Genomic DNA, 23446 nt, shown 5'->3' with positions numbered 1-23446 from the left:
CTGCATTACCAGGACCCCAGAGTACCGATCGGGATCCAGCGATTATCGATGCACCTCCACCGGGGGCAATGCCGAGGGAGCCATCCGAGCGTCGAACTTCGCGGTCAGCGGAGCCAGGATCCAGGCGTACTTCGTGTTGTGGAAAGCCGAAATTTCCCAATCTCCACCGCGGCGGACCAGCACCCAGGTCTGCACCTTCGTGTTGCGGCGATTGCGGCGCTGCTTGCCCTTCACCAGCGCACCCCTGCCGTGCACGACGGCGACGTCCGGAGTGAGGAATCGCACCTGCGTGATCTCGCCGTCCTGGCGTGAACCCTTCTGGAACTTCTCGAACAGCGGCACGTGACTCGCCTCGATGTCGGCCCGGCCCTTGTGATGGGTGCCGAGGAAGGTCACGTAGTCGGCATCGGACGCGAAAACGGCGGCGTAGGCGGCGGCATCGCCCGCCGCCCAGGCGGCGCTCGCGCGGTCCAGGACGGCACGGACGGCCAGTTCGTCGGCACTGCGGTCGGTCATGAGAGTCTCCCGGTCTATTGATTCAAGCACTAACTGCACAACTCAATAGTTGCATCAGTAAGATGATGCTCGAGCGAGAGGATATCGTCAAGCCCCGAGGGATTCGGCCACGACGGGAGATGCGGTGACGACGAACAAGGCGGATCTGGGCGAGCAGCTCACCCTTGCCGCACAGCGCAACGCGACGGACGCGGTGATGATGCACCAGGCCGTCGCGGACCGGCTGGGCCTGCACGTGACGGATCTGCGCTGCCTGAATCTGCTGCGCCTGGGCGGTCCCGCCACGCCCGGCGACCTGGCGGTGCGCACGGGGCTCACCACCGGCGCGGTCACGCGGATGATCGATCGCCTGCTCAAGGCCGGATTCGTCACCAGGGAACACGACGCTCAGGACCGCCGCCGGGTCATCGTCACCGCCGCGGAGGACCGCATCGCGGAGATCGCGCCGCATTACGAATTATTGGCGCAGGAATTCGGAAAGATCATGGGCGACTACAGCACCGAGCAGCTGGAACTGCTGCTCGAGCTGTTCGACCGCCTGCACGAGACCTCGCTGCTCGTGACCACGAGGCTGCGGGAGAGGGAATAGGGGGACGATGGGGATCATGAAGAGCACAGAGATCGAGGTGACCACGGGGCGGGCCGAAGTCGTCCACGACCTCACCCCGCAGTGCGCGGCCTTTCTGCGCGAGGCCGCGGCCGGCGGCGACGGCCTGCTGCACGTGTTCGTCCCGCATGCGACCGCCGGGATCGCGCTGATCGAGCTCGGCGCCGGGAGCGACGACGACCTGCTGGCCGCGCTGCGCGATCTGCTGCCCGCCGACGACCGGTGGCGGCACGCGCACGGCACGCGCGGGCACGGCCGCTCTCACGTCATGCCCGCGCTGATCGCGCCCTATGCCACCCTCCCGGTGCTGCGCGGCGAGATGGCGCTGGGCACCTGGCAGTCGGTGGCCTTCGTCGACCTCAACGTCGACAACCCGAACCGCCGGGTGCGCCTCTCCTTCCTTGCCGACCCCAGTTGACGTTGGGGATGGGACGCACGGGGCGATTGGCGAACCGCTGCTGAACGGCGTAGTTACGGACCGGCTTTCGCATGGGAATACCACCTTCGTTGAATAGTCTGTCGACACTTGTGAATTCGGGGCCTACGCCCGGGTGAACCAGGTGACCTGCGCGCCGTTGTCGAATCCGTGGCGCTGGGTCGGGCGGAACAGCGTCGGGCGGAAGTTGCCGGACAGCACCGGCACACCGTCGCCCGCGATCACCGGGTAGCTCTTGATGATGAGTTCATCGATCTCGTCGACGAGCTGACTCGCGAGCTTCCCGCCGCCGCAGAGCCAGATGTCGCGGCCCTCCTCCTGCTTCAGCCGCCGCACCAACTCGACCGGGTCGCCCTGCACGACCTCGACGTTCGGGTCGTCGACCGGACCGAGCGTGGACGACACGACGTACTGCTTCATGTGCGCGTAGGGGCTGGGGATGCCGGCGTCGATCGCGGGCTGGTAGGTCCCGCGGCCCATGATCAACGTGTCCCACTCCTTGTTGGGCACGTCGACGGCCATTCCCACGTGCGGCCGGATGTGCGTCGGGACCACCTCCGGGTACCGCTCGTTCATCCAGGCCGTCATCTCGTCGGACACCGGATAGAAGTCGATCTCGCCGCCCGGACCTGCGATGTAGCCGTCCAGGGACACGCCGACGTAGTAGACGAGCTTTCGCATTTGGTTACCGCCTTGTTTGTTGTACTCTGTCTGTAGTGATTTCGAATGTAGTACTACGAATGGAGTGGTGTCAAGTGCGGACCAATCCGGAACGTCGGCAAGCCCTGCTGGATGGCGCGATCGAGGTCCTGGCCAGGGACGGGGCGCGTGGCCTCACGTTCCGCGCGGTGGACAAGGAGGCCGCCGTCCCCGCGGGCACGGCCTCGAATTACTTCGCCAACCGCGACGACCTGCTCACCCAGGTCGGCAGCCGGTACTACGAGCGCCTGCAGCCCAGCCCCGAAACGCTGGCGCAGGTCACCACCGTGCCCAGGACCCGCGACGCGGTCGCCGATCTGATGTCCGAGGTCGTCGAGCGCGTGACCGCCTTCCGCACCGGCTACCTGGCACAGCTGGAACTGCGGCTGGAGGCGGCCCGGCGACCGGAACTGCAGGAGGTCCTCACCGAGCGGGTGCGCGCCGACATCGATTTCAACGTCCGCAACCATCTGGACAACAACATGCCCGGCGACGAGACCACCGTGCTGCTGCTGTATTTGTCGCTGAACTGGCTCATCCTCGAAAGGCTCACGCTGCCCGAAATCTTCACCGAGGAGCAGAGCAGCGAACTGATGCGCGCCGCGGTCGCGCGCGCGATCCCCGAGGATGCCGACCGCGGATAGCGGCGCCGAATGGCACTCGACCACCTTGTGATGCTCATCACTGTCGGCCGATAATGCGGTCATGCAAGCGAATGTCGGTGACCAACTTCTGGTGCACAGCCGAGTGGTGGGGATGCGCGTCCAGACGGGCGAAATCATCGAAGTGCGCGGGGACGACGGGAACCCGCCATTCGTGGTCCGGTTCGATGACGGGCGCGAAAGCCTGATGTTCCCGGGCCCCGAATGCGAGATCGTCCCGCAGCACTGACCGGACTCGCCCACGCCCTCCGCGACGAGTCGCCACAGCCGGACCAGCCGATAGCGGTGAAAGGCCTTGCGACTCTTGCGCCGATCGAGTCTGTCTGCTTAACAAACCACCCGGTTGACGAGCGGTGTGACCCCGGAGACAATCGGGCCGAAGCATTTGGGGGGTGGAGGGCATGACATGCGCACGAAGACCGACCATCGATTCGTCATAGATATCGATCCCGAGCAGGTCATGGAAGCGTTGCTCGCGGTCGATCGGATTCCGGAATGGTCACCGTCGCACAAGGACGTGCGCGTGGCGACTCGCGATGACTACGGGCGCCCCAAGCGGGTGTACGCCACCGTGACACCTTTGGGCAACTCCGACCGCCAGGTCATCGAATACGACTGCACCGACGATCGGATCACCTGGGAGGTGATCGAGAGCGGCGCCGGCGGCGGCGGTCGCGGCTGGTTCGAGCTCGACGTCACCGACGAGGGCACCGAGGTCTGGTACCACGCGGAGCTCTATCTGCCGATCCCGGTGCCGGGAATTCTGATGAAACGCAGCATCGCCCGCGTCAACGAGGAAGCGGTGCAGAACCTGATCGAGTTCATCGAGAAGTTCCGGTTCGAGAACTACGAAGTCGGCTGAGTTCACCCACCCCGCCGAAGATTTCAGCACCGCGCCGAAATCGCCGGGACCTGGCACGATATCCCCCATGACCGGTGTAAAACGGCGGATTCGCGTGGTCTCCGAGGACGCCTCGGTGACACAGCTGGAGCTGTTCTTCGATCTCGTGCTGGTATTCGCGTTCACCCAGGTGACCGATCTGGCCGCGCACGAGGCCACGGCCGCGAACATGCTGCGGGCCCTGCTGGTGCTCGCGGTCATGTGGTGGGTGTGGATCGCCTACGCCTGGCTGGGCAATGTGGTGAAGGCCGACGAAGGCATCGCGCGGGTGGCGATGTTCGTCGCGATGGGTGCGGCGCTGATCGTCGCGCTCGTCATTCCGGAGGCATTCCACGACATGCCCGGCGGCTGGTACGCGCCGCTGGTGTTCGCGATCGGCTACCTGGTGATCCGGCTGGTGCATCTGTGGGTGTTCTGGCTGGCCAGCAGCGAGGACACGCAGCTGCGCGGGCAGGTGACCCGCTGGGCCGCGGGCTCGATCACGATCGGCACCACGTTGCTGATCATCGCCGCCCTGAACCACGGGACGGCGCAGTTGCTGCTGTGGATCGCCGCCATCGCGGGCGACATGCTGTGGACCTTCTTCGCGGGCAACGAGTGGCGCGTGAATTCCGTGAGCCACTTCGCCGAGCGGCACGGGCTGATCGTCATCGTGGCGCTCGGTGAATCCATCGTCTCGATCGGCATCGGGGTCGCCGGGCTGCCCATCTCCTGGCCGATCACCGTGGGATCGCTACTGGCACTGACCGTTTCGGGCCTGCTGTGGTGGGCCTACTTCGACGTGGCGGCCGCGACGGTGGAGCGGGCGCTGATCCGCGCCCGCGGCGAGCGGCGCATCCAGATCGCGCGAAACTGCTACACCTACTGGCACTTTCCGATGATCGCGGGCATCATCGCGCTCTCGCTCGGCCTGAAGAAGGTGCTCAACTACCTCGGCGGCGCGGAGGGCCACTCGTTACACGATGCGCTGCACGGGATTCCGCTGTTCTCGCTGTACGGCGGCGTGGTGGCGTACCTGATCGCGCTGGTCGGATTCAAGCAGTACGCCACCGGGCAGGTGTCGACGGCGCGGATCGTGACCGCCGTGGTGCTCGCCGCGCTGGTCCCCGTGGCGTGGCACCTGCCCGCGATGGCGCAGCTCGGGCTGATGTGCGCGGTGCTGCTGGCCCTGATCGTCTGGGAGACAGTGCGTTTCGCCGAGCCACGGGAGGAGATTCGGCACGGGAGCGAACATTGATCCCGGCCAAAAGCATGCCGGGAAAGAGGGGATGGCATGCCGGGAATGGCGTCAGCGCTCTCGGGGCGCGGGGGCCGCGTGGGCTACGGTCTCGGGGACCTGGACGCCCTCTCGGACTGCCTCGCGCATTTGATTCACGTTCTCCCGCAACACGTCTCCGATCAGTTCGTCGGTGCGCGGGTCGGACAGGGCCTGGAACAGGATGCGGAAGCTGATATCGGCGATGGTCCGGATGATGTCCTCGTGGAAGGGCAGGTAGCGCACCCGGCCGATCTGCGGATCCTTGCGGATCAACTCCACGATCATGGCGTCGAGTTCGCCGCGGTTCTCCTCCAGGGCGGCGGCGATATTGCGGGTGTACTGCCCCGCCCGCAGCACCGTCGCGACCTCCTCCAGCACCGCCATCGTCACCGGGCGCTTGATGGTCTCGACGATCGTGCCGACCGAGCGGTTCACCACGGCCGCGGTCACCCGGTCGCCGAAGGCGCGGTCGGCGACGCGGGCCAGCCGCACCAGGATCACCACGATGCGCAGCAACCGGAAGCCGCGGAACAGCGGGCTGGTCACCGGGATCATGCCCAGCACCTCGTACCAGTACACGAACGGGAACGTCCACGGCCAGCCCGCGCGGTGCCAGCGCCACAGGAACTCGGCGGCGAATATCGCGCAGATGGTGTAGTCGGCGATCACGATCGCGTGGTACGCGCCGGGCGGGACCGAGAAGAAGGTCACCCAGCCGACCAGCACCACCGACACCACGGCCAGCGCGAGCATGACGAAATCCGTCCACAGCGCCGGTGGTTTGCGCGGGTACTTCTCCGGCCCGGCCGCGGGCTCGGGCTTGCCCGCCCACCCCGTGCCGGTCCGACCCCAAGCGTCCGTACCGGTGCTGTACTGCGACACGGCGATCCCTTCCACATCGAACGGTCCCGCCGAGGGTAATAGCTCCGGGCAACCATCGGGCAGATCTCGGGCGGCAACCGGATCACACCGTCGCATCCGCAGACGTCCCGAGCACGCCACGCGTCACAATTACGCCATCCGGCTCGCGACATCATCCGACAAGCGCACGGGCGAGCCACTCCCGCATATGGGGATCCCGGCCAAAAGCATGCCGGGAAAGTGGAGCGCCTGCCGGGACAGCGGGGCGCCGGGCGGGATTCTTTTCCGGCCGCTCACTTACCGGCGCGGATGATCGCTTCCACGTTGCGTTCGGCGAGGGCGGTGATGGTGAGCGAGGGATTCACCGTGCCCGTACTGCCCGGAATCGCCGCACCGTCCACCACGTACAACCCCGGATGCCCGTGCACCCGGCCGTAGTTGTCGGTGGCGCGGCCCAGCACCGCCCCGCCCAGCGGGTGGGCGGTGAAGACGGCGTTGGCGTCGTAGCCGAGCGGGGTGACGTAGTCGAATACGGCGCCTGCGCGCTGGGCGATGCGTTGGTCGACCGCCCGGCATGCCTGGACGACCTGGTCCTGGGCAGGGCGCGGCCAGCTCAGGGTGGCCCTGTTGCGACCGGCGTCGTAGCCGAAGCGGGCACGGGTCGGGTCCAGCACCATGCCGAGCGACGCCAGCGCGCCGGTCTCCATCGGAATGCCGGGAATGAACCAGCTTTCCAGGGTCAGCGGCATTCCGGAGTCGTCGAAGATGCGGCTGACGCTCGGCACGCCCTGACCGGTGCCCGACAGCGAATTGTCGACCCGGGCCAGCACGACGTCGCCGTTGGTGCCCCAGCCGTCGCCGATGTGCTCGTTCAGGCGTGGCAGCGCGCCGGTGGCCTGGGCGCGCACCAGCAGTTCGGAGGTGCCGACCGAGCCCGCGCCGAGGAACAGCCGGTCGCAGGTGAGGGTGCGGGTGGCCAGCACCGCGCCGGTCGGATCCAGCTTGGTCACGGTGACGACGTAGCGGCCGCCCGGCTCCTGCGCGATGGAGTCGACACGATGGCCCGCGTACACCCCCGACTTGCCGGTCCCCTGGGCGTATTTCAGGTAGTTCTGGTTCAGGTCGAACTTCGCGCCGTTCGAGTTGCCGAGATTGCTTCGCGCGGCCGTCGCGGAAGGCCTTGTCCCGCCGGACAATTCGCCACGCAGGATGTCCCAGTTGAAGATGGAGTCGTTGGCCTGCGGCTGGTAGCCGGCCTTGCGCACCTGCTCGTCCCAGCGCCGCGAATGGCTGAACGGGGACGTGCCGTACAGGTCGGGCGGCAGCGGGCTCAGCCGCAGCTGCTGCCGCACCCTCGGGTAGTACACCCGGTCCATCTCGTCGAAATCGACGGCGCCGCCGAAGATCTGGTCGAACCAGCGGCGCTCCGGGGCGACCATCGCACCCGTGAACACGATCGAGCCACCGCCCACGGCCGCTGCGCGCCACACGTCGATTCCGTTGAACTCGGTGACGTCGAGGACGCCGCCGAAGTCGGCGAACTGCATGGGCACCTTGGTGACGCCGGTGAAGCTGGTGCGATGCCAGAAGCCGCGCCCGTCGGGCAGGTCGTCGCCGGTAAAGATCTCCCGCCACGGATCGTTCGGCCAGCGCGAGCCGCGCTCCAGGACGGTGTTCGCGATGCCCGCCTCGGCCAGCCGCAGCGCCGTGACCGCCGCGCCGAATCCGGAGCCGACGACGATGGCGGGCGAATGCTCGGGGGGATCCGGCAGCGGTGCGAAGATCTCCGGCACCCAGCCGCGGAACAGCTCGTTCCAGAGCGGATCGGCCGCAGCGGTACCGACGCCGTGCGCGGACCCGGCCGCACCCAGCAGCGCCGCCGCTCCGGCGGCCTTCATGAAGGTACGTCTGCGCACCCGGGCCACCTCCCTCATCGCGCATGGCCGCGCGAAGAGTACCCGGCAGATGCCTTCCGGCTCAACAGATTCGGGGTCGCCATCAGCTCAGATACATAGCATGCTGCTATACAGCGTGCTCAGGTCACATCACCGCCGACATGGCGACATGACCGCCCCCAACACAGACCACTGGCGACGATCTCACCTATGGACTAAGCTCCTAGCTAAGGAGGTGTCATGGCAGGCAATGCTGCTGAGCGGTTCGATGCTCCCGGGCAGTTCAATATCCACGAAGCGAAGACGCAGCTGTCCCGCATCATCGAACGAGTCGAGCGAGGGGAAGAGATCGTCATCAGCCGTGCTGGCCATCCAGTGGCGAAGGTGGTGCCACTGGTGCGGCGGGTCAATCGGACCAGTTACGGCTCGTTGCGCGGTCGACTCACACTCTCACCCGATTGGGACTCGGACGAGACGAACGAACAGATAGCCCGTGACTTCGGAATGCTGCCGTGAATGAGTTCGCGGGTGATCCGCCCGCGAGTGGCTTGCTGCTGGACACGCACGTCGCAGTGTGGTGGCTCAACGCCGATCCGGCCTTGCGAGACGATGTCAAGGAACGTCTCGCCCACGAACCGGATGTGTACGTGAGTTCTGCGACCGTGTGGGAGGTCGCGATCAAACAAACCATCGGCAAGCTCGATGGACCTGAAGATCTGCCGGAACGGATTCGTGACAGTGGCTTCGTTCAGCTGAATATCGACTGTGAACATGCCCTCGCAGCCGGGCGCCTGCCATTGATTCACCGTGACCCGTTCGATCGCATTCTCGTTGCACAAGCGCAGTGCGAGAACCTGATATTGGTCACGCGTGATCCGTACTGCCGAAAATACGACGTTCCCATTCTGGCTGTCTGAAATCAGGCGCGCAGGCGTTCGCGGCGCAGCTGGTCGACCTCGGGCAGGTCCAGCGGCGAGAGTTCGTCGACGCCCAGGGCGCGCATGAGCAGGTAGTCGGCGAGTTCCGGATTGCGGGCCAGGGCGGGGCCGTGCATGTAGGTGCCCAGTACCGAGCCCTGGACGACGCCCTCCAGGCCGTCGCCCACCCCGTTCCCGACGCCGCGGGTGACCCGCGCCAGACCGGACGCGTCGCTGCCGAGTTTCGTTCCGCCGCGGTGGTTTTCGAAACCGGTCAGCGGGGCCGAGAGGCCGGGGAGGAGCGGCGTGGTGGCCACCTCGCCGATGGATCGCTCGGCCTGCGGTGCGGTGGTGACGTCGAACAGGCCGACGCCGTCGACCCGCTCGCCGCCGGAGGTCTCGTACCAGTGGCCCAGCACCTGAATCGCGGCGCAGATCGCCAGCACCGGAACGCCTCTCGCGGCGGCCTGCTGCATGCCCGGATAGCGCTGCAGGTGCCGGGTGGCCAGCCGCTGCGCCGAATCCTCCGCGCCGCCCAGCAGATAGACGTCCAGCGATTCGGGGACCGGGTCGTTCAGGGTGATCTCGACGATCTCGGCGGAGTATCCGCGCAGCCGCAGCCGCTGCCGCAGCACCACCGCGTTGCCGCCGTCGCCGTAGGTCCCCATCACATCGGGCAGCACCAGCCCGACGCGCACGGTCGATTCGCTCATGCCTCCACCTCGCTGGCGCTCGGCTCCAGCACGAGCGAACAGCCCGGCTGTGTTGATTGTTCGCTCGCAAGCTCGCTCATGTCCGGCCCTCCAGATCGCGGTTCAGGTCGCGGAACGCGGTGTAGTTGGCCAGCACCTCCACCTGACCAGGAGGGCAGGAAGCGATGGCGCGCAACGGATTCGGCACCGTGGTGTGCTCCACCCCGGCGTAGGTGAGGCGCACCGCGAGATCGGTGGCGCGCTCACCGGCGGCCACCACCTGGGTGCCCTCGAAATGCTCGAAGCGCACATCCCACAGCCACGACAGATCCTCTCCGTCGGGCACCTGGCCGTTGACCGCGATCACCAAACCCGTTGCGGCCGGGTCGATCATCGACAGCGCCTCCTGCCAACCGGCCGGATTCTTGGCCAGCAGCAGCCGCGCGCGGCGGTCGCCCACCTGCACGCTGCGGTAGCGCCCGGCGATCTCGCGCACCGTTCCGGACGCCTCGGCCGCCGCCTCGGCCCGCACGCCCAGCGCGACCGACGCCGCCACCGCCTGTGCCGCGTTACCGCGATTGGCGCGGCCCGGAAGCGCAAGGTGCAGTGGGAGTTTCAGGCCGTCCGGCCCGTACAGGTGTTCCTCGTCCACCCACCAATCCGGCTCCGGGCGATGGAAGTCGGCACCGGTGCTGCGCCAGTGCGTACCCTCCCACACGATCGGCTCGCCGCTGCGCGGGCAGCTGGTGGCGTCGACCGCCCAGCCGCTCCCGGCGGCCACCCACACCACGTTGGGATGGTCGTAGGCGATGGAGGTGATCAGCACGTCGTCGCAGTTGGCGATGAGGACCGTATCGGGGTGCCGCGCCATGCCCGCGCGCAGCTTGCGTTCGATCATGTTGATCTCGCCGACCCGGTCCAGCTGGTCGCGAGACAGATTCAGCAGCACCACCGCGGCCGGGTCCAGCGCGTCGGCGACATGGGGCAGGTGCAGCTCGTCCACCTCGATCGCGGCCAGCGGCGCGGTGCGATCGGTACTCAGCGCCGACACGATCCCGGCGTCCATATTGGCGCCGTCGGCCTGGGTCACCACCCGCCCCAGCGTGCCGAGCGCGGCCGCAGTCATCCGGGTGGTGGTGGACTTGCCGTTGGTGCCGGTCACCAGCACCGTGCGCCGCCCGCGGCCGAGCTGGGTCATCAGCTTCGGATCGATCAGCAGCGCAATCAGGCCACCGATCATCGAACCCTTACCGCGACCGGCCTTCTGCGAGGCCCAGGACGCCGTCGCCGCCGCGCGCAGCGCGAGCCGTCCGCGCACCGAGATGTCTGCCACGCCGCGAGTTTATTGGTGGGGCGTTCCCAGCGCGCGAGCGGCCGACGTGAGCTTGACTACCGGCGCTCGTACAGCAGCTTTTCGTAGGTCTCCGGCGAGTAGTACTGCTCCAACTGCTCGACGGACTCGGTGATGTGGGGCTGCACTTCCTTGGCCAACCGGGCGGGGCCGGGCAGCTCGTCGACCGGCCAGCCCTGCGGTTTCCACAGGCTGCTGCGCATGAACGCCTTGGCGCAGTGGAAGAAGATCTGCTCGATCGCGACCTCGACGGCCAGCACCGGGCGATGGCCCTTGACGATCATGTCGTCGAAGTACGGCGCGTCGCGCACCAGGCGGGCACGGCCGTTGATCCGCAGGGTCTCGTTGCGGCCGGGGATCAGGAAGATCACGCCCACATGCGGATTGGCGAGAATATTGAGGTAGCCGTCCGCGCGGCGGTTGCCCGGGCGCTCCGGGATCGCGATGGTCCGGTCGTCCACGACCTGCACGAAGCCCGCCGGATCGCCCTTCGGCGAGGCGTCGCAGTTGCCGTCGGCGTCGCTGGTCGCCAGCACGACGAAGGGGGAGGTGGCGATCCACTGCCGGTCGCGCGAATGCAGCGCGACACGTTCCTTGGTGGCCGCGCGATGGTTCGGCTCGCCGAGCAGCTCACGCAGCTCGGCGGCGGTCGTGATCTCACTCATCCCATGATTGAACTGCCGATCGTCGCGCGACGCCAGGGGTTTGTGAGCAATCGAATTCTCAGACCGGCACATCGAACAGATTGGGCTGCCCGCTCGCGTAGCGCCCCGCGTCGAGTCGGCGCAGCGGTTCCAGCTCCGCTGCCCGATACAGCGTGAACAGCCGACAGCGTTCGGCATCGGAACCGGACACGTCCAGCAGTGCGTTCACCGCCGTGCGGGCCGACTCACACGCTCCCTCCATGGTTGCGAGGTCCACGTTGGTTCGCACGTAATCGCCTGCCAGGAACAGGTTTTCGAGCGCGCCGTGCGATTGTGGACGCGCCGACCAGGACCCGGCCGTATTGATCAACAGCGGATCGGCGTTGCGGTTGCCGCGCCGCGCGGCATCCCAGGTGATGCCGGGATCGAGGGACCACGAGTGCAGGTCCCCGTCGCGCAGTTCCGCGGAACCCTTCAGATGCTCCTGCAGTTGCGCCCAGACCTCGCGGGCGATCTCGTCGTGGGTGCATTCTGCGGCCGGTTTGCCGAACAGCACACCGGGCGTGCTCCAGTCGGAGACATCCACCGACAGGCAGTCCTGCACGGTGCCGTCGCCGTAGTGGGAAAGCTTTGCGCGCGACCAGAATTGGTTCTGCGCGATCGAGGTCAGCGACCAGGGTGAATCGACGTACGCGGTGTGCCCGCGAGCGATATGTACCGGGCGCCGCAGATAGAACTGAATCCCGGCCATCCAGTCGGTGACCAGCCGATCCATCGCGGCCAATTCCGGTTGCACGTCGAGGATCTCGGGCGTCCACAGTGCGCGGGCGACCTCGACCGGCACCGCCGATACGAAATAGTCTGCGGCGACGGTATTTCCGTCGGAGATCCGGGCACCCGAGATCCGGCCGTCGCGCACGTCCAGGCCGCGCAACTCGGCGGTCACGAAACGCACACCCAGCTCACGCAGGTGCCGGACCCACGGATCTATCCACGCCTCGTTGGTGGGCCCGTCGAGGACCCGGTCCAGCGGGCCGTCATTGCCGATCTCGAGCGGGTTGCCGAGAAACTGCTCCCCCATGTTCCCGATGGTGCGGGCGCTGGCGTGCTCGTCCTTCGCGGCCACCAGCAGCGTGGTCAGCGTGCGCGACAGCAGGGCGCGGAACTCGTGCGAACGTCCCCGCGCACCGACGAAGTCGCGCCAGGGCAGGTTCTCCCACTGGCCGAATCTGCGGGCGTCGCAGCTGCTGTTGAATACCAGCAGGCGGTTGGCGAAGTAGGCGGCATCGGCCGCGGGCATCCGCGTGGAGGTGGCGACGAGCGATGCCACGGTCTGCCGGAAGTCGTCCGGACCGGCCCATCCCCGGCTGCCGCCGCTGCGCATGGGAAGAATGGCGTCGTCGGTGTCCTGCCGGGAGAACCGCGCCTCCGCCGCAGGGACCAGATTGCTCCACACTCCGTTTGCCTTGCCGGGGAACGGGATTCGCCGCATGGTGTCCGGAAGGTGGTGATAGAAGCCGGGAAAGAAGCGGAACCCGTGCTCGCCGGGCAGTTCGGGGCGGCCGTCGCGGCCGGTACCGGGGACCGGGATGCTGCGCGCCTTGCCGCCCAGCGCGCGCCGCTCGTAGAGCGTCACCCCGAAACCGCGCTCGGCCAACTCGTGGGCAGCGGTGAGACCGGCCACGCCACCCCCGAATACCGCGACCCGCGGACCCGCATCCGCCGCAGCCCGCCCCGGTCGCCGCATCGCCGCGCCCGCCGTCATCCCCCCGACAAGTACACCCGCCGACCCGCGAAGCATCGTTCTCCGCGAGACGGCCCCCTGCCGTTCTGCCATCTATCGGACCTCCAAGCCGGGGCCTACTGTAAGCGCTCGACTCCGGCGTCCGGCCCGGTAGGTCCGAAATCCCGATTGACACAAGCCATTTGCCGACTACTTGCTGACGGCCAGTTCCACCTCCACGGCGGCCGGAGCCGCACGCTCGGTCAGGCGGCCGAGCCGCACCCGGCCCGCGGAGGTCGCGGCGAAGGCCCCGGCGATCACGATCACCGCGCCCACCAGCGACCATGCCGTCGGCTGCTCGCCGAGGAAGGCCCAGGACGCGCCGATCCCCACCACCGGCACCAGCAGCGTGAGCGGGGCGACCGCACCGGCCGGATAGCGGCCCATCAGATAGGTCCACAGGCCCGAGCCCACCACCGTGGCCAGCACCGCGGTGTAGGCGAGCGCGACCAGGGCGGGCCAGCCGTCGGCCGTGAACGAGTCCGCCACGGCGTGCAGTCCCGTGGCCGGGCCCTCGACGAGGGCCGACAGCGCGAACATCGGCACCGGCGGCACCACCGCCATCCACAGCGCCAGATGCAGCGGATCCACCTTCCGGCCGTCGCCGCCCGCGGCCGCCAGCCGTGACCCGATATTGCCGAAGGCCCAGCCCAGACCGGCGGCCAAGGTCAGCAGGACCGGCAGCAGGGTGGCGTGGTGGGCGCGGTCCCAGCCGATCACGACCATGCCGAGCACGGCCACCGCCAGGCCCAGGACCTGAATCGCGCGCAGCCTTTCGCGCAGGAACAGCGCGCCCAGCACGACGGTGAACGGCGCCGAGGACTGCAGCACCAGCGAGGCCAGCCCCGTCGGCATGCCCGCCCGCATGGCGGTGAACAGGAATGCGAACTGCGCGATGCCGAACCCGACGCCGTAGAGCAGCAGCCACCGCAGCGGCACCTGCGGCCGCGGGACCAGCAGGACCACCGGAACCGCGAGCACGGCGAACCGCAGGGCGGCGAAGAAGAACGGCGGAAAATGCTCGAGGCCCACATGCAGGGCCAGGAAGTTCAGGCCCCACAGCACGACGACGGCCAGTCCGAGCAGGCGATCGCGGTAACTCACGCCGCTAATGATGAAGTTCGCAACTAATAAGAACAATCTAATATATCTGGACAATTAGTGTAGTAAAACTGAAGTATGCCGAGGGAACGGTCAGCGCTTGCTCCAAAGCATTTTCGCGAGCGTCCGACGCCCGGCATCACGGCCGACGGCAGACGTTGCGCAGCCGATTCGGACCACCCCGTAGCCGCGTGGGGCGAGCCATCGGACGAGCGGGGCAACTCTCGAACGGGCCGGGCGGGCCTGTGAATGGGCAGGGCGAACCTGCGAACGAGCCGGGCGGACCTGCGAACGACCCGGGCGGATCTCGGAACGGGCCGCGTGACCAGCGGATGCCCGGGGGCGCATCGGTGGATGGTGGCGGGGTGTTCATGGGGGTCGAGCGGCTGCGGGTGCTGCGGGAATTCGCGGATCGCGGGACGGTTGCGGAGGTGGCCCGGGCGCTGTCCATGACGCCGTCGGCGGTGTCGCAGCAGCTGAAGGTGCTGGCGCGCGAGGCCGGGGTGGCGCTGCTGGAGCCGGACGGGCGCCGGGTGCGGTTGACCGATGCGGGGCGGGCGCTGGTGGTGCGCGCCGACGACGTGCTGGCCGCGATGGAACGGGCCGCGGCCGAGATGGCGCTGTATCGGCGTTCGCCGCGCGGGCGGGTGCGGGTGGCGTTGTTCCCGTCCGGCGCGGCACTGCTGCTGCCGCGCGTGCTGGCCGCGCTGGCCGGTAGTGGCGTCGAGGTCACCGCGCGCGACGAGGACGTGCCGCCGACCGAGGTCCCCCGGCTGCTCGCCGACTACGACGTGGTGCTGACCCACCGCGACGAGCGCGCGTCCTCGATCGCCGGTCCGCGGGTGCATGCGACTGTCCTGATGCGCGAGCCGATCGATGTCGTCGTCCCGCCCGGGCACCGGTTGGCCGATCACGGGGCGGTGGTACCCGCCGAGTTGGCCGAGGAGACCTGGCTGAGCGTGCGCGGCGGATTCCCGGTCGACGACGTGCTGCGCTCGATCGCCACGGTCACCGGCGTGCAACCACGAATTGCACAGCGGCTCAACGATTTTCTCGTAATCGAGGAGTTGGTCGCATCGGGCTACGGTGTCGCACTCATGCCCCGATTCTCCGTCCGCCACCCCGAGCTAGCGGTGCTGCGCCTCGCCGGTGTCCGCTCCGCCCGCCTCTACGAACTGGCCACCCGCCCCCACGCCGAAAGCCGCCCGGCCATAGCCACGGTCCTCAACGCCTTCCGCACCGCCGCCGGAGCCGTCACAGCTTCCGACCTCCCCACCCACCAAACCCACTGAACCCCCACGCCTTCCGAACCGCCGCCACCGCCGCCGACCCCCCTCACTCCACCGAACCTCCTGACCCCCAAGTCTTCTCGCACCCCGTGTTCGTTCTCGCACTCCCTGCACGCGCTGCAAGGGGTGCATGGCCGAGCAAAGGGTGCGCCAACCCGGAACACAATTCGTTGTGGCGCAAGGGGTTCGGTACCGCCGGCGGGTGGTCCCCGGGCTTCCCGCACCCGCTGCCGGTCTGCGGTGCTGATGCGCACCCCGTGCGTGTTCACGCACTGGTTGCACGTGTTGTAGGAGGTGCGGGAACGAGCACGGGGTGCGGGGGTTGGGGACAACGACGCGGCCGCCGGAGGGTGTCCGGCGGCCGCGGTGATGGTGTGGAGTGGTTAGTAGCCCTGGGGGCCCGGGTAGCGGTCGTGGCTCGGGTAAGGGTCCTGGCCTGGGTAGGAACCCGGGTACTGGCCTTGCGGGCCTTGGGAACTCGGGTAGCCGCCCTGCTGCGGGCCGGAGTACTGGGTGTGCGGGCCGGGGAACGGCGGCTGCGGGACGTGGTAGCCGAAGTCGTCGGCGACCATGGCCGCCAGTTCCAGCAGGGCGGTGCGGGTCGGCTTGCCGACGAGTTCCAGATCGATCTCCGCACCCTCGGCCAGGTGATCGTCGAACGGGACCACCTGGACGGCGCGGGTGCGGTCCAGGAACAGCTTGCGCAGCTGATCCAGGTCGACCGTGGAGGCGCCGCGGCGAGAAGCGTTGACCACCACCACCGTTCGCTCGACCAGCTTGCCGTAACCGTGATGCTCAAGCCAGTCCAGCGTGGCCGAGGCGCTGCGGGCGCCGTCGATCGCCGGTGAGGTGACCAGGATCAGCGAGCTGGCGAGATCGAGCACACCCTTCATCGCCGAATGCATCAGACCGGTGCCGCAGTCGGTGAGGATGATGTTGTAGAACTGCTGCAGGATGCCGATCGCGCGCCGGTAGTCGGCCTCGCTGAAGGCCTCCGACACCGCCGGATCCTGTTCGCTGGCAAGCACTTCCAGGCGGCTGGGCGCCTGGGAGGTGTGTGCCCGAACATCGGAGTAGCGGCTGATGTGCTGGTCTTCCAGCAGGTTTCGCACCGTGGAGCGGGTCTGCCGGGGCACCCGGTGGGCGAGCGTGCCGAGGTCCGGGTTGGCATCGATGGCGATGACCCGGTCGCCGCGCGACGAGGCGAAGGTGGATCCCAGGCCGACGGTGGTCGTGGTCTTGCCGACACCGCCCTTCAGCGACAGGATCGCGATCCGGTAGTCACCGCGCACCGGCTCGTTCACCCGGTCGACGAGCTCGCGCTGGACGACATCGGCCGGCGCCTCGCCCGGATTGATCGCACCGCCGGTGACCTTGTGCACGGCCTTGCGCCATCCGCTGCGGGGCGCGCGGCGCTGCCGCTTGAGCAGATTCAGATCGCCGATCGACTGCCCGGGAGGCCCCGGCTGCGCCGGGTGCTGCTGGAAGCCCGAGGGCAGCTGCTGCGGCGGGCCGCCCTGCCAGTTGTCGTGCGACTGCTGCTGCGGCGGCTGCTGATACGACGGCTGCGGCGGTCGCGGCGGCTGCTGCGGCGGTAGTGGCGGCGGCGCCCAGCTGTATTGTTCGCTGCCCCCGCCCGACTGTTCCGGACCCGGCGGCGGGGCGGGCGGCTGGTCCTCGTCGAAGACGCGCCGAACCATGCCGTCGGCGCCGATCTCCTGACGCACCTCGCCATAGGATGCCGGCGCGAACGAGTTCGGATCTCCCGCACCACCGGGCGCGGAGCCGTACTGCTCGGCAGGCTCGCCCGGGGGCGGCGCGTACTGGCCCGTCGGCGGATGCGAGAACTGCCCCTGATCACCCGGGGGCGGGAACTGACCGTGCTCGCCGGGGGGTGGGAACTGCTCGCCCGGGGGCAGGAACTGGCCGTGCTCACCCGGGGGTGGGAACTGACCGTGGTCCCCCGGAGGCGGGAAATGCCCCTGCTCACCCGGAGGCTGGAACTGGCCGTGCTCGCCCGGGGGCGGGAACTGCCCCTCACCGGGAGGTGCGAACTGGTTCTGCTCGCCCGGAGGCACGAAGGGGCCACCCTGCTCTGGCATCGGGAACCCGCCGCCCGGCGGGAAACCCTGGTTCGGCGGGTACGGGCTGCCGGGCGGGCCGTAGGGCCCGGGCGGTGCGAAGCCCGGCTGCTGCGGCGGCGAGAAGCGACCGAACTGCTGCTCCTGGCCGTACGGCGGCTGGAACGTGGTCTGTTCGATCGAATCCGGAACGGGCGGAAGGATGCCCGCGGCCTGCTCTTCGTGCGCCGAATCGGAGTCGGTGGACTCCGTGTCCGGAGCAGGCGGCGACCCGGCGTCGGCCCGGGCGGCCTCGGCATCGTCGGCCTGTTCGTCGTGCACCGGCTTCGAGGTGGGATCTTCCTGCTCGGCGGTCACGTCCACACTGTGGTTCTGCAACCAGGGTGGTGAGGTCGAGTTGTCGTTAGGTGTCACGTTTCCCCCATCTGCTCGGGTTGTTTCGAGCAGAGAGCTCGGCGCTGAATGCTCCCCAAAACTAGCACGCTGGGCAGTCGCCCGTGCCGTCGCGGACCAGGTCGGTACCAGCGGCGAGGCGGAGTTATCCACATGTGGACAACTCGAATCCGCGCCGCCCTCCGGAGGGAACCGCCCCGCGGGCGCAGGGCGGTTCCGCCGCTGTTCAGACGTTCCGCTGGGCGCGGTTCACCGCGGAGACGACGGCGCGCAGTGACGCCGTGGTGATGGAGGTCGCGATGCCGACACCCCACGAGACCTTGTCGCCGACGGCACATTCGACATACGCCGCGGCCTGTGCGTCGTCGCCCGCGGACATGGCGTGCTCGGAGTAGTCCAGCACCCGCACGTCGTAGCCGATGGTCGACAGCGCATCCACGAACGACGCGAGCGGGCCGTTGCCCTCGCCGGAGATCTCCTGCTCGACGCCGTCCACCTTCACCACGGCATCGATGTGATCGGTCCCGCCGTCGGTTTCGGACGCGGTCACCTTCTGGCGCATGCGCTCCAGCGGCACGATCGGGTTCAGGTACTCCTCGGCGAAGACGTCCCACATCTCCTTGGGCGTGACCTCGCCGCCCTCGCCGTCGGTGATCTTCTGGATCGCCTGCGAGAACTCGATCTGCAGCCGCCGCGGCAGCGCCAGACCGTGGTCGGTCTTCATGATGTAGGCGACGCCGCCCTTGCCCGACTGCGAGTTCACCCGGATCACGGCCTCGTAGGTGCGCCCCACGTCCTTCGGGTCGATGGGCAGGTACGGGACCTCCCAGGTGATGTCGTCGACATCGGAGTCGGCGGCGTCGGCGGCCACCTTCATGGCGTCCAGGCCCTTGTTGATGGCGTCCTGGTGGCTGCCGGAGAACGCGGTGTAGACCAGGTCGCCGCCGTAGGGGTGGCGCTCGTGCACGGGCAGCTGGTTGCAGTACTCGACGGTGCGGCGGATCTCATCGATATTGGAGAAGTCGATCTGCGGATCCACGCCGCGGGAGAACAGGTTCATGCCCAGCGTGACCAGGCAGACGTTGCCGGTGCGCTCCCCGTTGCCGAACAGGCAGCCCTCGATGCGGTCCGCACCCGCCTGGTAGCCCAGTTCGGCGGCGGCCACGGCGGTGCCGCGGTCGTTGTGCGGGTGCAGCGACAGCACGATCGAATCGCGGCGGGCCAGGTTGCGGCTCATCCACTCGATCGAGTCGGCGTACACGTTCGGGGTCGCCATCTCGACGGTCGCGGGCAGGTTGATGATCATCGGCTTGTCGGGGGTGGGTGCGATGATCGCCGAGACCGCGTCACAGACGTCGCGGGCGTAATCCAGCTCGGTGCCCGTGTAGGACTCCGGGCTGTACTCGTAGCGCCAGTTGGTGTCCGGGTACTGCTGCTCGATCTGCAGGCACAGCGCCGCCGCATCGGTGGCGATCTTCTTCACGGCCTCGCGATCGGCGCGGAACACCACCTTGCGCTGCAGGATGGAGGTCGAGTTGTAGAAGTGGACGATCACGTTCGGCGCGCCCTGGCAGGCCAGGAAGGTGCGCTCGATCAGCTCCGGGCGGCACTGGGTCAGCACCTGGATGCTGACGTCATCGGGCACCGCGCCGTCCTCGATGATCTCGCGGACGAAGTCGAAATCGGTCTGGCTGGCCGACGGGAAGCCGACCTCGATCTCCTTGTAGCCCATCCGCACCAGCAGGTCGAACATGCGGCGCTTGCGGGCCGGGCTCATCGGGTCGATCAGGGCCTGGTTGCCGTCGCGCAGGTCCACGGCGCACCACGCCGGGGCCCGATCGATGATCTTGTCGGGCCAGGTGCGGTCGAACGGGACCGGCTCGGCGACGCCGCCCGGCACCTCCTCGGCGAAGGGCCGGTACCGATAGCTCGGCATCGAGGAATTGCGCTGCTTGTTCCACGCGGGCTGGTCGGCGGGCGCGGGCTTGGACGGCGCGGTGATGGTGCGCGATCCGGATACGAAGGCGTCAGCGGGTGACATGCGATTCTCCGAGAGTGTGGGTTTGGTGTGTCCCAAGTACTTGGGTCGACCGGCACAGCTGAACCCCGCGACGGGAGCCGGTCCGTTCAGACCCCGTCGCGGCGGCCGAGAAGGAGTGCCCGCTGCATGATGGTCGCGAGTTTACAGGTGCGCGATCCAGGGGTAAAAGTCCGGCCTGCCGCACACCCCACACGGTGCGTCAATTCGTCCTACCTATAGCGTCTGCGGCACACACGCTTGTACCGACTCGGTCCGACGGGACGTCGATAGGAACGAAGCGCATGACCTTGCTGGACCAGCTGGCCGTCTTCGGGGCGGGTATCGCGGCCGGATGCATCAATACGATCGTGGGCTCCGGCACGCTGATCACCTTTCCCGTGCTGCTGGCGCTGGGCTATCCGCCGGTGACGGCCAATGTCTCGAACACGATCGGCCTGGTGCCGGGCGGGCTCAGCGGGGTTGTCGGCTATCGGCGCGAACTCGCCGGTCAGCGCGCCCGACTGCTCCGGCTCGGTGCGGCGTCCCTGGTGGGCGGCGCGATCGGCGCGGTGCTGCTGTTACAGCTGCCGGAGTCGGCGTTCAAGGCGATCGTCCCGGTGCTGATCATCGCCGCGCTGGTGCTGGTGGTGGTGCAGCCGCGGCTGTCGAAGTGGGTGAAGCAGCGGCGCGAGGCCGATGGCTCCGCGCCCGAACACGGCGGGCTGCTGCTGTGGCTGGCGGTGCTGGCGACCGGCGTCTACGGCGGCTACTTCGGCGCGGCGCAGGGCGTGCTGCTGATCGGGCTGCTCGGGGTCTTCGTGCACGAGGAGCTGCAGCGGCTCAATGCCGTGAAGAACTTCCTGGCGCTGCTGGTGAACGCGCTGTCGGCGCTGATCTTCGTATTCGTCGCGGACGTGGCGTGGCAGGTCGTCGCGCTGATCGCGGTGGGCTCGATCATCGGCGGGCAACTCGGGGCGACGGTGGGGCGGCGGATGCCGCCGACCGTGCTGCGCGGGGTGATCGTCGTGGTCGGCCTGATCGCCGTGGTGCGATTGCTGACGACCTGATCACAGGCTTCCGGTCTCGAGGAAGGTGCGCAATCGCGCGCGCCACGGCTCTATGTCGATGCCTTGGGACGCAAGCCAATCCGTGGAGTAGTACTTGTCTATGTAGCGGTCGCCCGGGTCGCAGAGCAGGCCGACCACGCTGCCCTGTCTACCGTCGCGGGCCATTTCGGACATGATGTGGAAGGCGGCCCACAGCCCCGTGCCGGTGGAGGCGCCCGCCTTGCGGCCGATCAGCTCCTCCAACACCTGGATCGCGGCGATGGCGGCGGCGTCGGGGACGTGGATCATGCGGTCGATCGCGGGGGCGACGAAGCTGGGTTCGACGCGCTGGCGCCCGATTCCCTCTATGCGCGAACAGATTTCGGTGGTGACGCCGGCATCGTCGTCCCGCCAGCCGGGGAAGAACGCCGAGTTGTCGGGGTCGGCAACGCAGATGCCGGTCGCCCGGCCCGTGTAGCGGATGTAGCGGGCCAGCGTCGCCGAGGTGCCGCCGGTGCCCGCCGTCGCCACGATCCACGCCGGTTCCGGATGCGGCTCCTCGGCGAGCTGGTGGAAGATCGACTCGGCGATATTGTTGTTGCCGCGCCAGTCCGTGGCGCGCTCGGCGAAGGTGAACTGGTCCATGTAGTGCCCGCCGGTCTCGCGCGCCAGCCGCGCCGCCACGTCGTAGACCTCGTTCGCGTTGTCCACGAAATGACATCGGCCGCCGTGGAATTCGATCAGCCGCACCTTCTCCCGGCTGGTGCTGCGCGCCATCACCGCGATGAACGGCACCCCGATCAGACGGGCGAAGTAGGCCTCGGAGACCGCGGTGGAGCCACTGGACGCCTCGATCACCGGCCGGTCGGGCCGGATCCAGCCGCTGCACAGCGAGTGCAGGAACAGCGAGCGCGCCAGCCGATGCTTCAGCGATCCGGTCGGATGCGTCGACTCGTCCTTCAGATACAGATCCACCCCGGGCACCGCGGGCACCGGCACCCGCAGCAAGTGGGTGTCGGAGGACCGCCGCATATCCGCGCGCACCTTCGCGACCGCCTCGGCCTGCCAGCGCCGATGCTCCGCGTCGTACCGATTGATGTCGACCACGCCCGGTTCGGCGCCGGTGGGTGTGACGGCGGCTGTCATGCGCTCTCCTCGCCCTGAAGCCCGTTGAGGTAGACGTCGATGATTTCACAACGGTCGATACCGGTTGCGGAGGGGTTGCCCCGGACGATGAACGGCCTACCGGTTCGCCGCGGCCGCGCACAGCTCGTGGATGCAGCGCATTTTCTCGAGGACGGGTTCGGCCAGCACGAACGGGTAGAGGTCGCTGTGGCCCATCGAGCGGTTCATCATGTTCAGGGCCCAGGACAGGGGCAGCCACAGGTCGATGATGCGGTCGAATCCGGCGCGCCCCACCTGCGGACGGTCCAGCGTGGCGCCCGCCGGGGCGAATCCGAAGGCGGCCGCGGTGTCGAGGGTGTCGCGAATGTGCAGGTAGTGGGCGAAGGTCTCGGCCCAGTCCTCGGCGGCGTGCATGGTGGCGTAGGAGGAGACGTAGCCGTTCTCCCAGCCGTCCGGGGCGCCGTCGCGGTAGTGCCGGTCCAGGGCCTGCCGGTAGTCGGCGAACGGATCACCGAACAGCTCCCGGAACCGTTGCAGCGCAACGTCGTCGTCGACGAGGACCGAGAAGTAGTAGTGGCCGATCTCGTGACGGAAGTGGCCGAGCAGGGTGCGGTACGGCTCGTCCATCTCGACCCGCAGCTGTTCCCGGTGCACGTCCTGGGCCTCGGCGAGATCCACCGTGATGACGCCGTTTTCGTGGCCGGTGGTGACCCGCCGCTCGGTGCTGGAGAGCAGGTCGAACGCCAGCCCGTGCTCGGGATCGGCCGTGCGCCCGACGATCGGCAGCCCCAGCTCGGTGAGTTCCATGACCAGTCGGCGCTTCGCCGCCTCGGCCTCGGCGAAGGCGTCGCGCTCGCTCAGATCGGCGTCGTCGGCGGGCCGCGCCCTGGTCAGGCGGCAGGACTCACACAGCGCCGGGCCGAGTTCCGCGTCCGGTATCGGCACCAGCCAATTGCACTGCGCCACATGCAGGTTGTCGCACAGCCGGAATTCGGCGGAGTCGACGACGCCGCCGTTGCCGCCGTCGGGTTCCGGCGCCGGTTTGCCGATCACCAGCAGGGCGCGCTCGGCGAGGCTGAAACCCAGCGGGCTGCGGCAGCCCAGGCACAGCGAATTCTCGAAGGCCAGGTGCTGGCCGCAATCGGGGCAGGTGAAGGTGCGCATATTCG

Annotated in this window: 23 protein-coding genes; 10 read left to right on the top strand and 13 right to left on the bottom strand. The window is 68.3% G+C overall.

Annotated features, from left to right (window positions below; genetic code table 11):
* Positions 1-42 precede the first annotated feature (42 nt).
* Positions 43-516, bottom strand: coding sequence for an SgcJ/EcaC family oxidoreductase (locus tag NM1_RS24570; RefSeq protein WP_068024220.1), 474 nt, complete (start codon positions 514-516; stop codon positions 43-45).
* Between the two features lie 124 nt (positions 517-640).
* Here NM1_RS24570 and NM1_RS24565 point away from each other — a divergent pair, with 124 nt between their 5' ends.
* Together NM1_RS24565 and NM1_RS24560 are read left to right on the top strand one after the other, a co-directional pair.
* Complete coding sequence (locus NM1_RS24565; protein ID WP_068024217.1) at positions 641-1105, top strand: MarR family winged helix-turn-helix transcriptional regulator; 465 nt, start codon at positions 641-643, stop codon at positions 1103-1105.
* A gap of 16 nt (positions 1106-1121) precedes the next feature.
* Entirely contained in the window at positions 1122-1541 is a 420-nt protein-coding gene (locus NM1_RS24560; protein ID WP_068024285.1) for a secondary thiamine-phosphate synthase enzyme YjbQ, read from the top strand.
* 123 nt (positions 1542-1664) lie between these two features.
* On the opposite strand, the gene NM1_RS24555 is transcribed toward NM1_RS24560, so the two are convergent.
* Positions 1665-2240, bottom strand: coding sequence for a dihydrofolate reductase family protein (locus NM1_RS24555; protein WP_068024214.1), 576 nt, complete (start codon positions 2238-2240; stop codon positions 1665-1667).
* 74 nt (positions 2241-2314) lie between these two features.
* Here NM1_RS24555 and NM1_RS24550 point away from each other — a divergent pair, with 74 nt between their 5' ends.
* The 4 genes from NM1_RS24550 to NM1_RS24535 all read left to right on the top strand — a co-directional run bounded on the left by NM1_RS24550 (position 2315) and on the right by NM1_RS24535 (position 5058).
* Entirely contained in the window at positions 2315-2902 is a 588-nt protein-coding gene (locus NM1_RS24550) for a TetR/AcrR family transcriptional regulator (protein ID WP_068024212.1), read from the top strand.
* Positions 2903-2963: 61 nt separating this feature from the next.
* The gene (locus NM1_RS41455) at positions 2964-3149 is read left to right on the top strand and encodes a DUF1918 domain-containing protein (protein WP_084519988.1); all 186 of its coding nucleotides are present in this window, start codon (positions 2964-2966) and stop codon (positions 3147-3149) included.
* 177 nt (positions 3150-3326) lie between these two features.
* Positions 3327-3782 (top strand): SRPBCC family protein, encoded by a 456-nt coding sequence (locus tag NM1_RS24540; protein ID WP_068024206.1) that lies wholly within the window; start codon positions 3327-3329, stop codon positions 3780-3782.
* 67 nt (positions 3783-3849) lie between these two features.
* Complete coding sequence (locus NM1_RS24535) at positions 3850-5058, top strand: low temperature requirement protein A (protein ID WP_068024204.1); 1209 nt, start codon at positions 3850-3852, stop codon at positions 5056-5058.
* Positions 5059-5109: 51 nt separating this feature from the next.
* On the opposite strand, the gene NM1_RS24530 is transcribed toward NM1_RS24535, so the two are convergent.
* Together NM1_RS24530 and NM1_RS24525 are read right to left on the bottom strand one after the other, a co-directional pair.
* On the bottom strand, positions 5110-5961 hold the full coding sequence (locus tag NM1_RS24530; protein WP_068024282.1) for a hypothetical protein: 852 nt from the start codon (positions 5959-5961) through the stop codon (positions 5110-5112).
* Positions 5962-6233: 272 nt separating this feature from the next.
* Positions 6234-7856, bottom strand: a complete 1623-nt coding sequence (locus NM1_RS24525) for a GMC oxidoreductase (RefSeq protein ID WP_068024280.1) — start codon at positions 7854-7856, stop codon at positions 6234-6236.
* Between the two features lie 219 nt (positions 7857-8075).
* Here NM1_RS24525 and NM1_RS24520 point away from each other — a divergent pair, with 219 nt between their 5' ends.
* The gene (locus tag NM1_RS24520; protein WP_068024201.1) at positions 8076-8351 is read left to right on the top strand and encodes a type II toxin-antitoxin system Phd/YefM family antitoxin; all 276 of its coding nucleotides are present in this window, start codon (positions 8076-8078) and stop codon (positions 8349-8351) included.
* Entirely contained in the window at positions 8348-8752 is a 405-nt protein-coding gene (locus NM1_RS24515; protein ID WP_246011675.1) for a type II toxin-antitoxin system VapC family toxin, read from the top strand. The genes NM1_RS24520 and NM1_RS24515 overlap by 4 nt, the downstream gene beginning before the upstream one ends.
* 2 nt (positions 8753-8754) lie before the next feature.
* On the opposite strand, the gene NM1_RS24510 is transcribed toward NM1_RS24515, so the two are convergent.
* The 5 genes from NM1_RS24510 to NM1_RS24490 form a co-directional block, all read right to left on the bottom strand.
* Positions 8755-9465 (bottom strand): type 1 glutamine amidotransferase, encoded by a 711-nt coding sequence (locus NM1_RS24510; RefSeq protein WP_068024199.1) that lies wholly within the window; start codon positions 9463-9465, stop codon positions 8755-8757.
* A 76-nt stretch (positions 9466-9541) separates the two neighbouring features.
* Positions 9542-10777 (bottom strand): Mur ligase family protein, encoded by a 1236-nt coding sequence (locus NM1_RS24505; RefSeq protein ID WP_174556910.1) that lies wholly within the window; start codon positions 10775-10777, stop codon positions 9542-9544.
* A 56-nt stretch (positions 10778-10833) separates the two neighbouring features.
* Positions 10834-11460 carry a pyridoxamine 5'-phosphate oxidase family protein gene (locus NM1_RS24500; RefSeq protein WP_068024196.1) on the bottom strand — a complete coding sequence of 209 codons (627 nt, stop codon included), beginning with the start codon at positions 11458-11460 and terminating at the stop codon, positions 10834-10836.
* Between the two features lie 58 nt (positions 11461-11518).
* Positions 11519-13204: a hydroxysqualene dehydroxylase gene (locus NM1_RS24495; RefSeq protein ID WP_255286217.1), complete on the bottom strand. Its 1686-nt coding sequence runs from the start codon at positions 13202-13204 to the stop codon at positions 11519-11521.
* A 168-nt stretch (positions 13205-13372) separates the two neighbouring features.
* Positions 13373-14326, bottom strand: coding sequence for an EamA family transporter (locus NM1_RS24490; protein ID WP_068024190.1), 954 nt, complete (start codon positions 14324-14326; stop codon positions 13373-13375).
* Positions 14327-14694: 368 nt separating this feature from the next.
* Between NM1_RS24490 and NM1_RS24485 the strand changes: the two genes are divergently transcribed.
* On the top strand, positions 14695-15615 hold the full coding sequence (locus NM1_RS24485) for a LysR family transcriptional regulator (protein WP_068024272.1): 921 nt from the start codon (positions 14695-14697) through the stop codon (positions 15613-15615).
* Positions 15616-15995: 380 nt separating this feature from the next.
* On the opposite strand, the gene NM1_RS24480 is transcribed toward NM1_RS24485, so the two are convergent.
* Positions 15996-17714 (bottom strand): nucleotide-binding protein, encoded by a 1719-nt coding sequence (locus NM1_RS24480; RefSeq protein ID WP_084519992.1) that lies wholly within the window; start codon positions 17712-17714, stop codon positions 15996-15998.
* Positions 17715-18312: 598 nt separating this feature from the next.
* On the bottom strand, positions 18313-20127 hold the full coding sequence (gene leuA, locus NM1_RS24475) for a 2-isopropylmalate synthase (RefSeq protein WP_068024186.1): 1815 nt from the start codon (positions 20125-20127) through the stop codon (positions 18313-18315).
* Positions 20128-20408: 281 nt separating this feature from the next.
* Between leuA and NM1_RS24470 the strand changes: the two genes are divergently transcribed.
* Entirely contained in the window at positions 20409-21173 is a 765-nt protein-coding gene (locus NM1_RS24470) for a sulfite exporter TauE/SafE family protein (protein ID WP_068024183.1), read from the top strand.
* Here the strand turns inward: NM1_RS24470 and NM1_RS24465 are convergent, their stop codons facing one another.
* Together NM1_RS24465 and NM1_RS24460 are read right to left on the bottom strand one after the other, a co-directional pair.
* Positions 21174-22298, bottom strand: coding sequence for a PLP-dependent cysteine synthase family protein (locus tag NM1_RS24465; protein ID WP_068024180.1), 1125 nt, complete (start codon positions 22296-22298; stop codon positions 21174-21176).
* Positions 22299-22394: 96 nt separating this feature from the next.
* Positions 22395-23441, bottom strand: coding sequence for a zinc-binding metallopeptidase family protein (locus NM1_RS24460; protein WP_068024177.1), 1047 nt, complete (start codon positions 23439-23441; stop codon positions 22395-22397).
* Positions 23442-23446: the final 5 nt, after the last annotated feature.

This window comes from Nocardia mexicana NBRC 108244, assembly GCF_001613165.1.
GTDB lineage: Bacteria > Actinomycetota > Actinomycetes > Mycobacteriales > Mycobacteriaceae > Nocardia > Nocardia mexicana.
This window is presented reverse-complemented; position numbering and strand designations above follow the sequence as displayed.

Bases quoted from the DNA above. Each gene is read 5' to 3' on its own strand.
- NM1_RS24460 (WP_068024177.1), bottom strand. From the start codon at position 23,441: ATGCGCACCTTCACCTGCCCCGATTGCGGCCAGCACCTGGCCTTCGAG.
- leuA (WP_068024186.1), bottom strand. From the start codon at position 20,127: ATGTCACCCGCTGACGCCTTCGTATCCGGATCGCGCACCATCACCGCG.
- NM1_RS24555 (WP_068024214.1), bottom strand. From the start codon at position 2,240: ATGCGAAAGCTCGTCTACTACGTCGGCGTGTCCCTGGACGGCTACATC.
- NM1_RS24570 (WP_068024220.1), bottom strand. From the start codon at position 516: ATGACCGACCGCAGTGCCGACGAACTGGCCGTCCGTGCCGTCCTGGAC.
- NM1_RS24480 (WP_084519992.1), bottom strand. From the start codon at position 17,714: ATGCCAGAGCAGGGTGGCCCCTTCGTGCCTCCGGGCGAGCAGAACCAG.
- NM1_RS24520 (WP_068024201.1), top strand. From the start codon at position 8,076: ATGGCAGGCAATGCTGCTGAGCGGTTCGATGCTCCCGGGCAGTTCAAT.
- NM1_RS24560 (WP_068024285.1), top strand. From the start codon at position 1,122: ATGAAGAGCACAGAGATCGAGGTGACCACGGGGCGGGCCGAAGTCGTC.
- NM1_RS24470 (WP_068024183.1), top strand. From the start codon at position 20,409: ATGACCTTGCTGGACCAGCTGGCCGTCTTCGGGGCGGGTATCGCGGCC.
- NM1_RS24535 (WP_068024204.1), top strand. From the start codon at position 3,850: ATGACCGGTGTAAAACGGCGGATTCGCGTGGTCTCCGAGGACGCCTCG.
- NM1_RS24485 (WP_068024272.1), top strand. From the start codon at position 14,695: ATGGGGGTCGAGCGGCTGCGGGTGCTGCGGGAATTCGCGGATCGCGGG.
- NM1_RS41455 (WP_084519988.1), top strand. From the start codon at position 2,964: ATGCAAGCGAATGTCGGTGACCAACTTCTGGTGCACAGCCGAGTGGTG.
- NM1_RS24540 (WP_068024206.1), top strand. From the start codon at position 3,327: ATGCGCACGAAGACCGACCATCGATTCGTCATAGATATCGATCCCGAG.
- NM1_RS24500 (WP_068024196.1), bottom strand. From the start codon at position 11,460: ATGAGTGAGATCACGACCGCCGCCGAGCTGCGTGAGCTGCTCGGCGAG.
- NM1_RS24465 (WP_068024180.1), bottom strand. From the start codon at position 22,298: ATGACAGCCGCCGTCACACCCACCGGCGCCGAACCGGGCGTGGTCGAC.
- NM1_RS24495 (WP_255286217.1), bottom strand. From the start codon at position 13,204: ATGACGGCGGGCGCGGCGATGCGGCGACCGGGGCGGGCTGCGGCGGAT.
- NM1_RS24510 (WP_068024199.1), bottom strand. From the start codon at position 9,465: ATGAGCGAATCGACCGTGCGCGTCGGGCTGGTGCTGCCCGATGTGATG.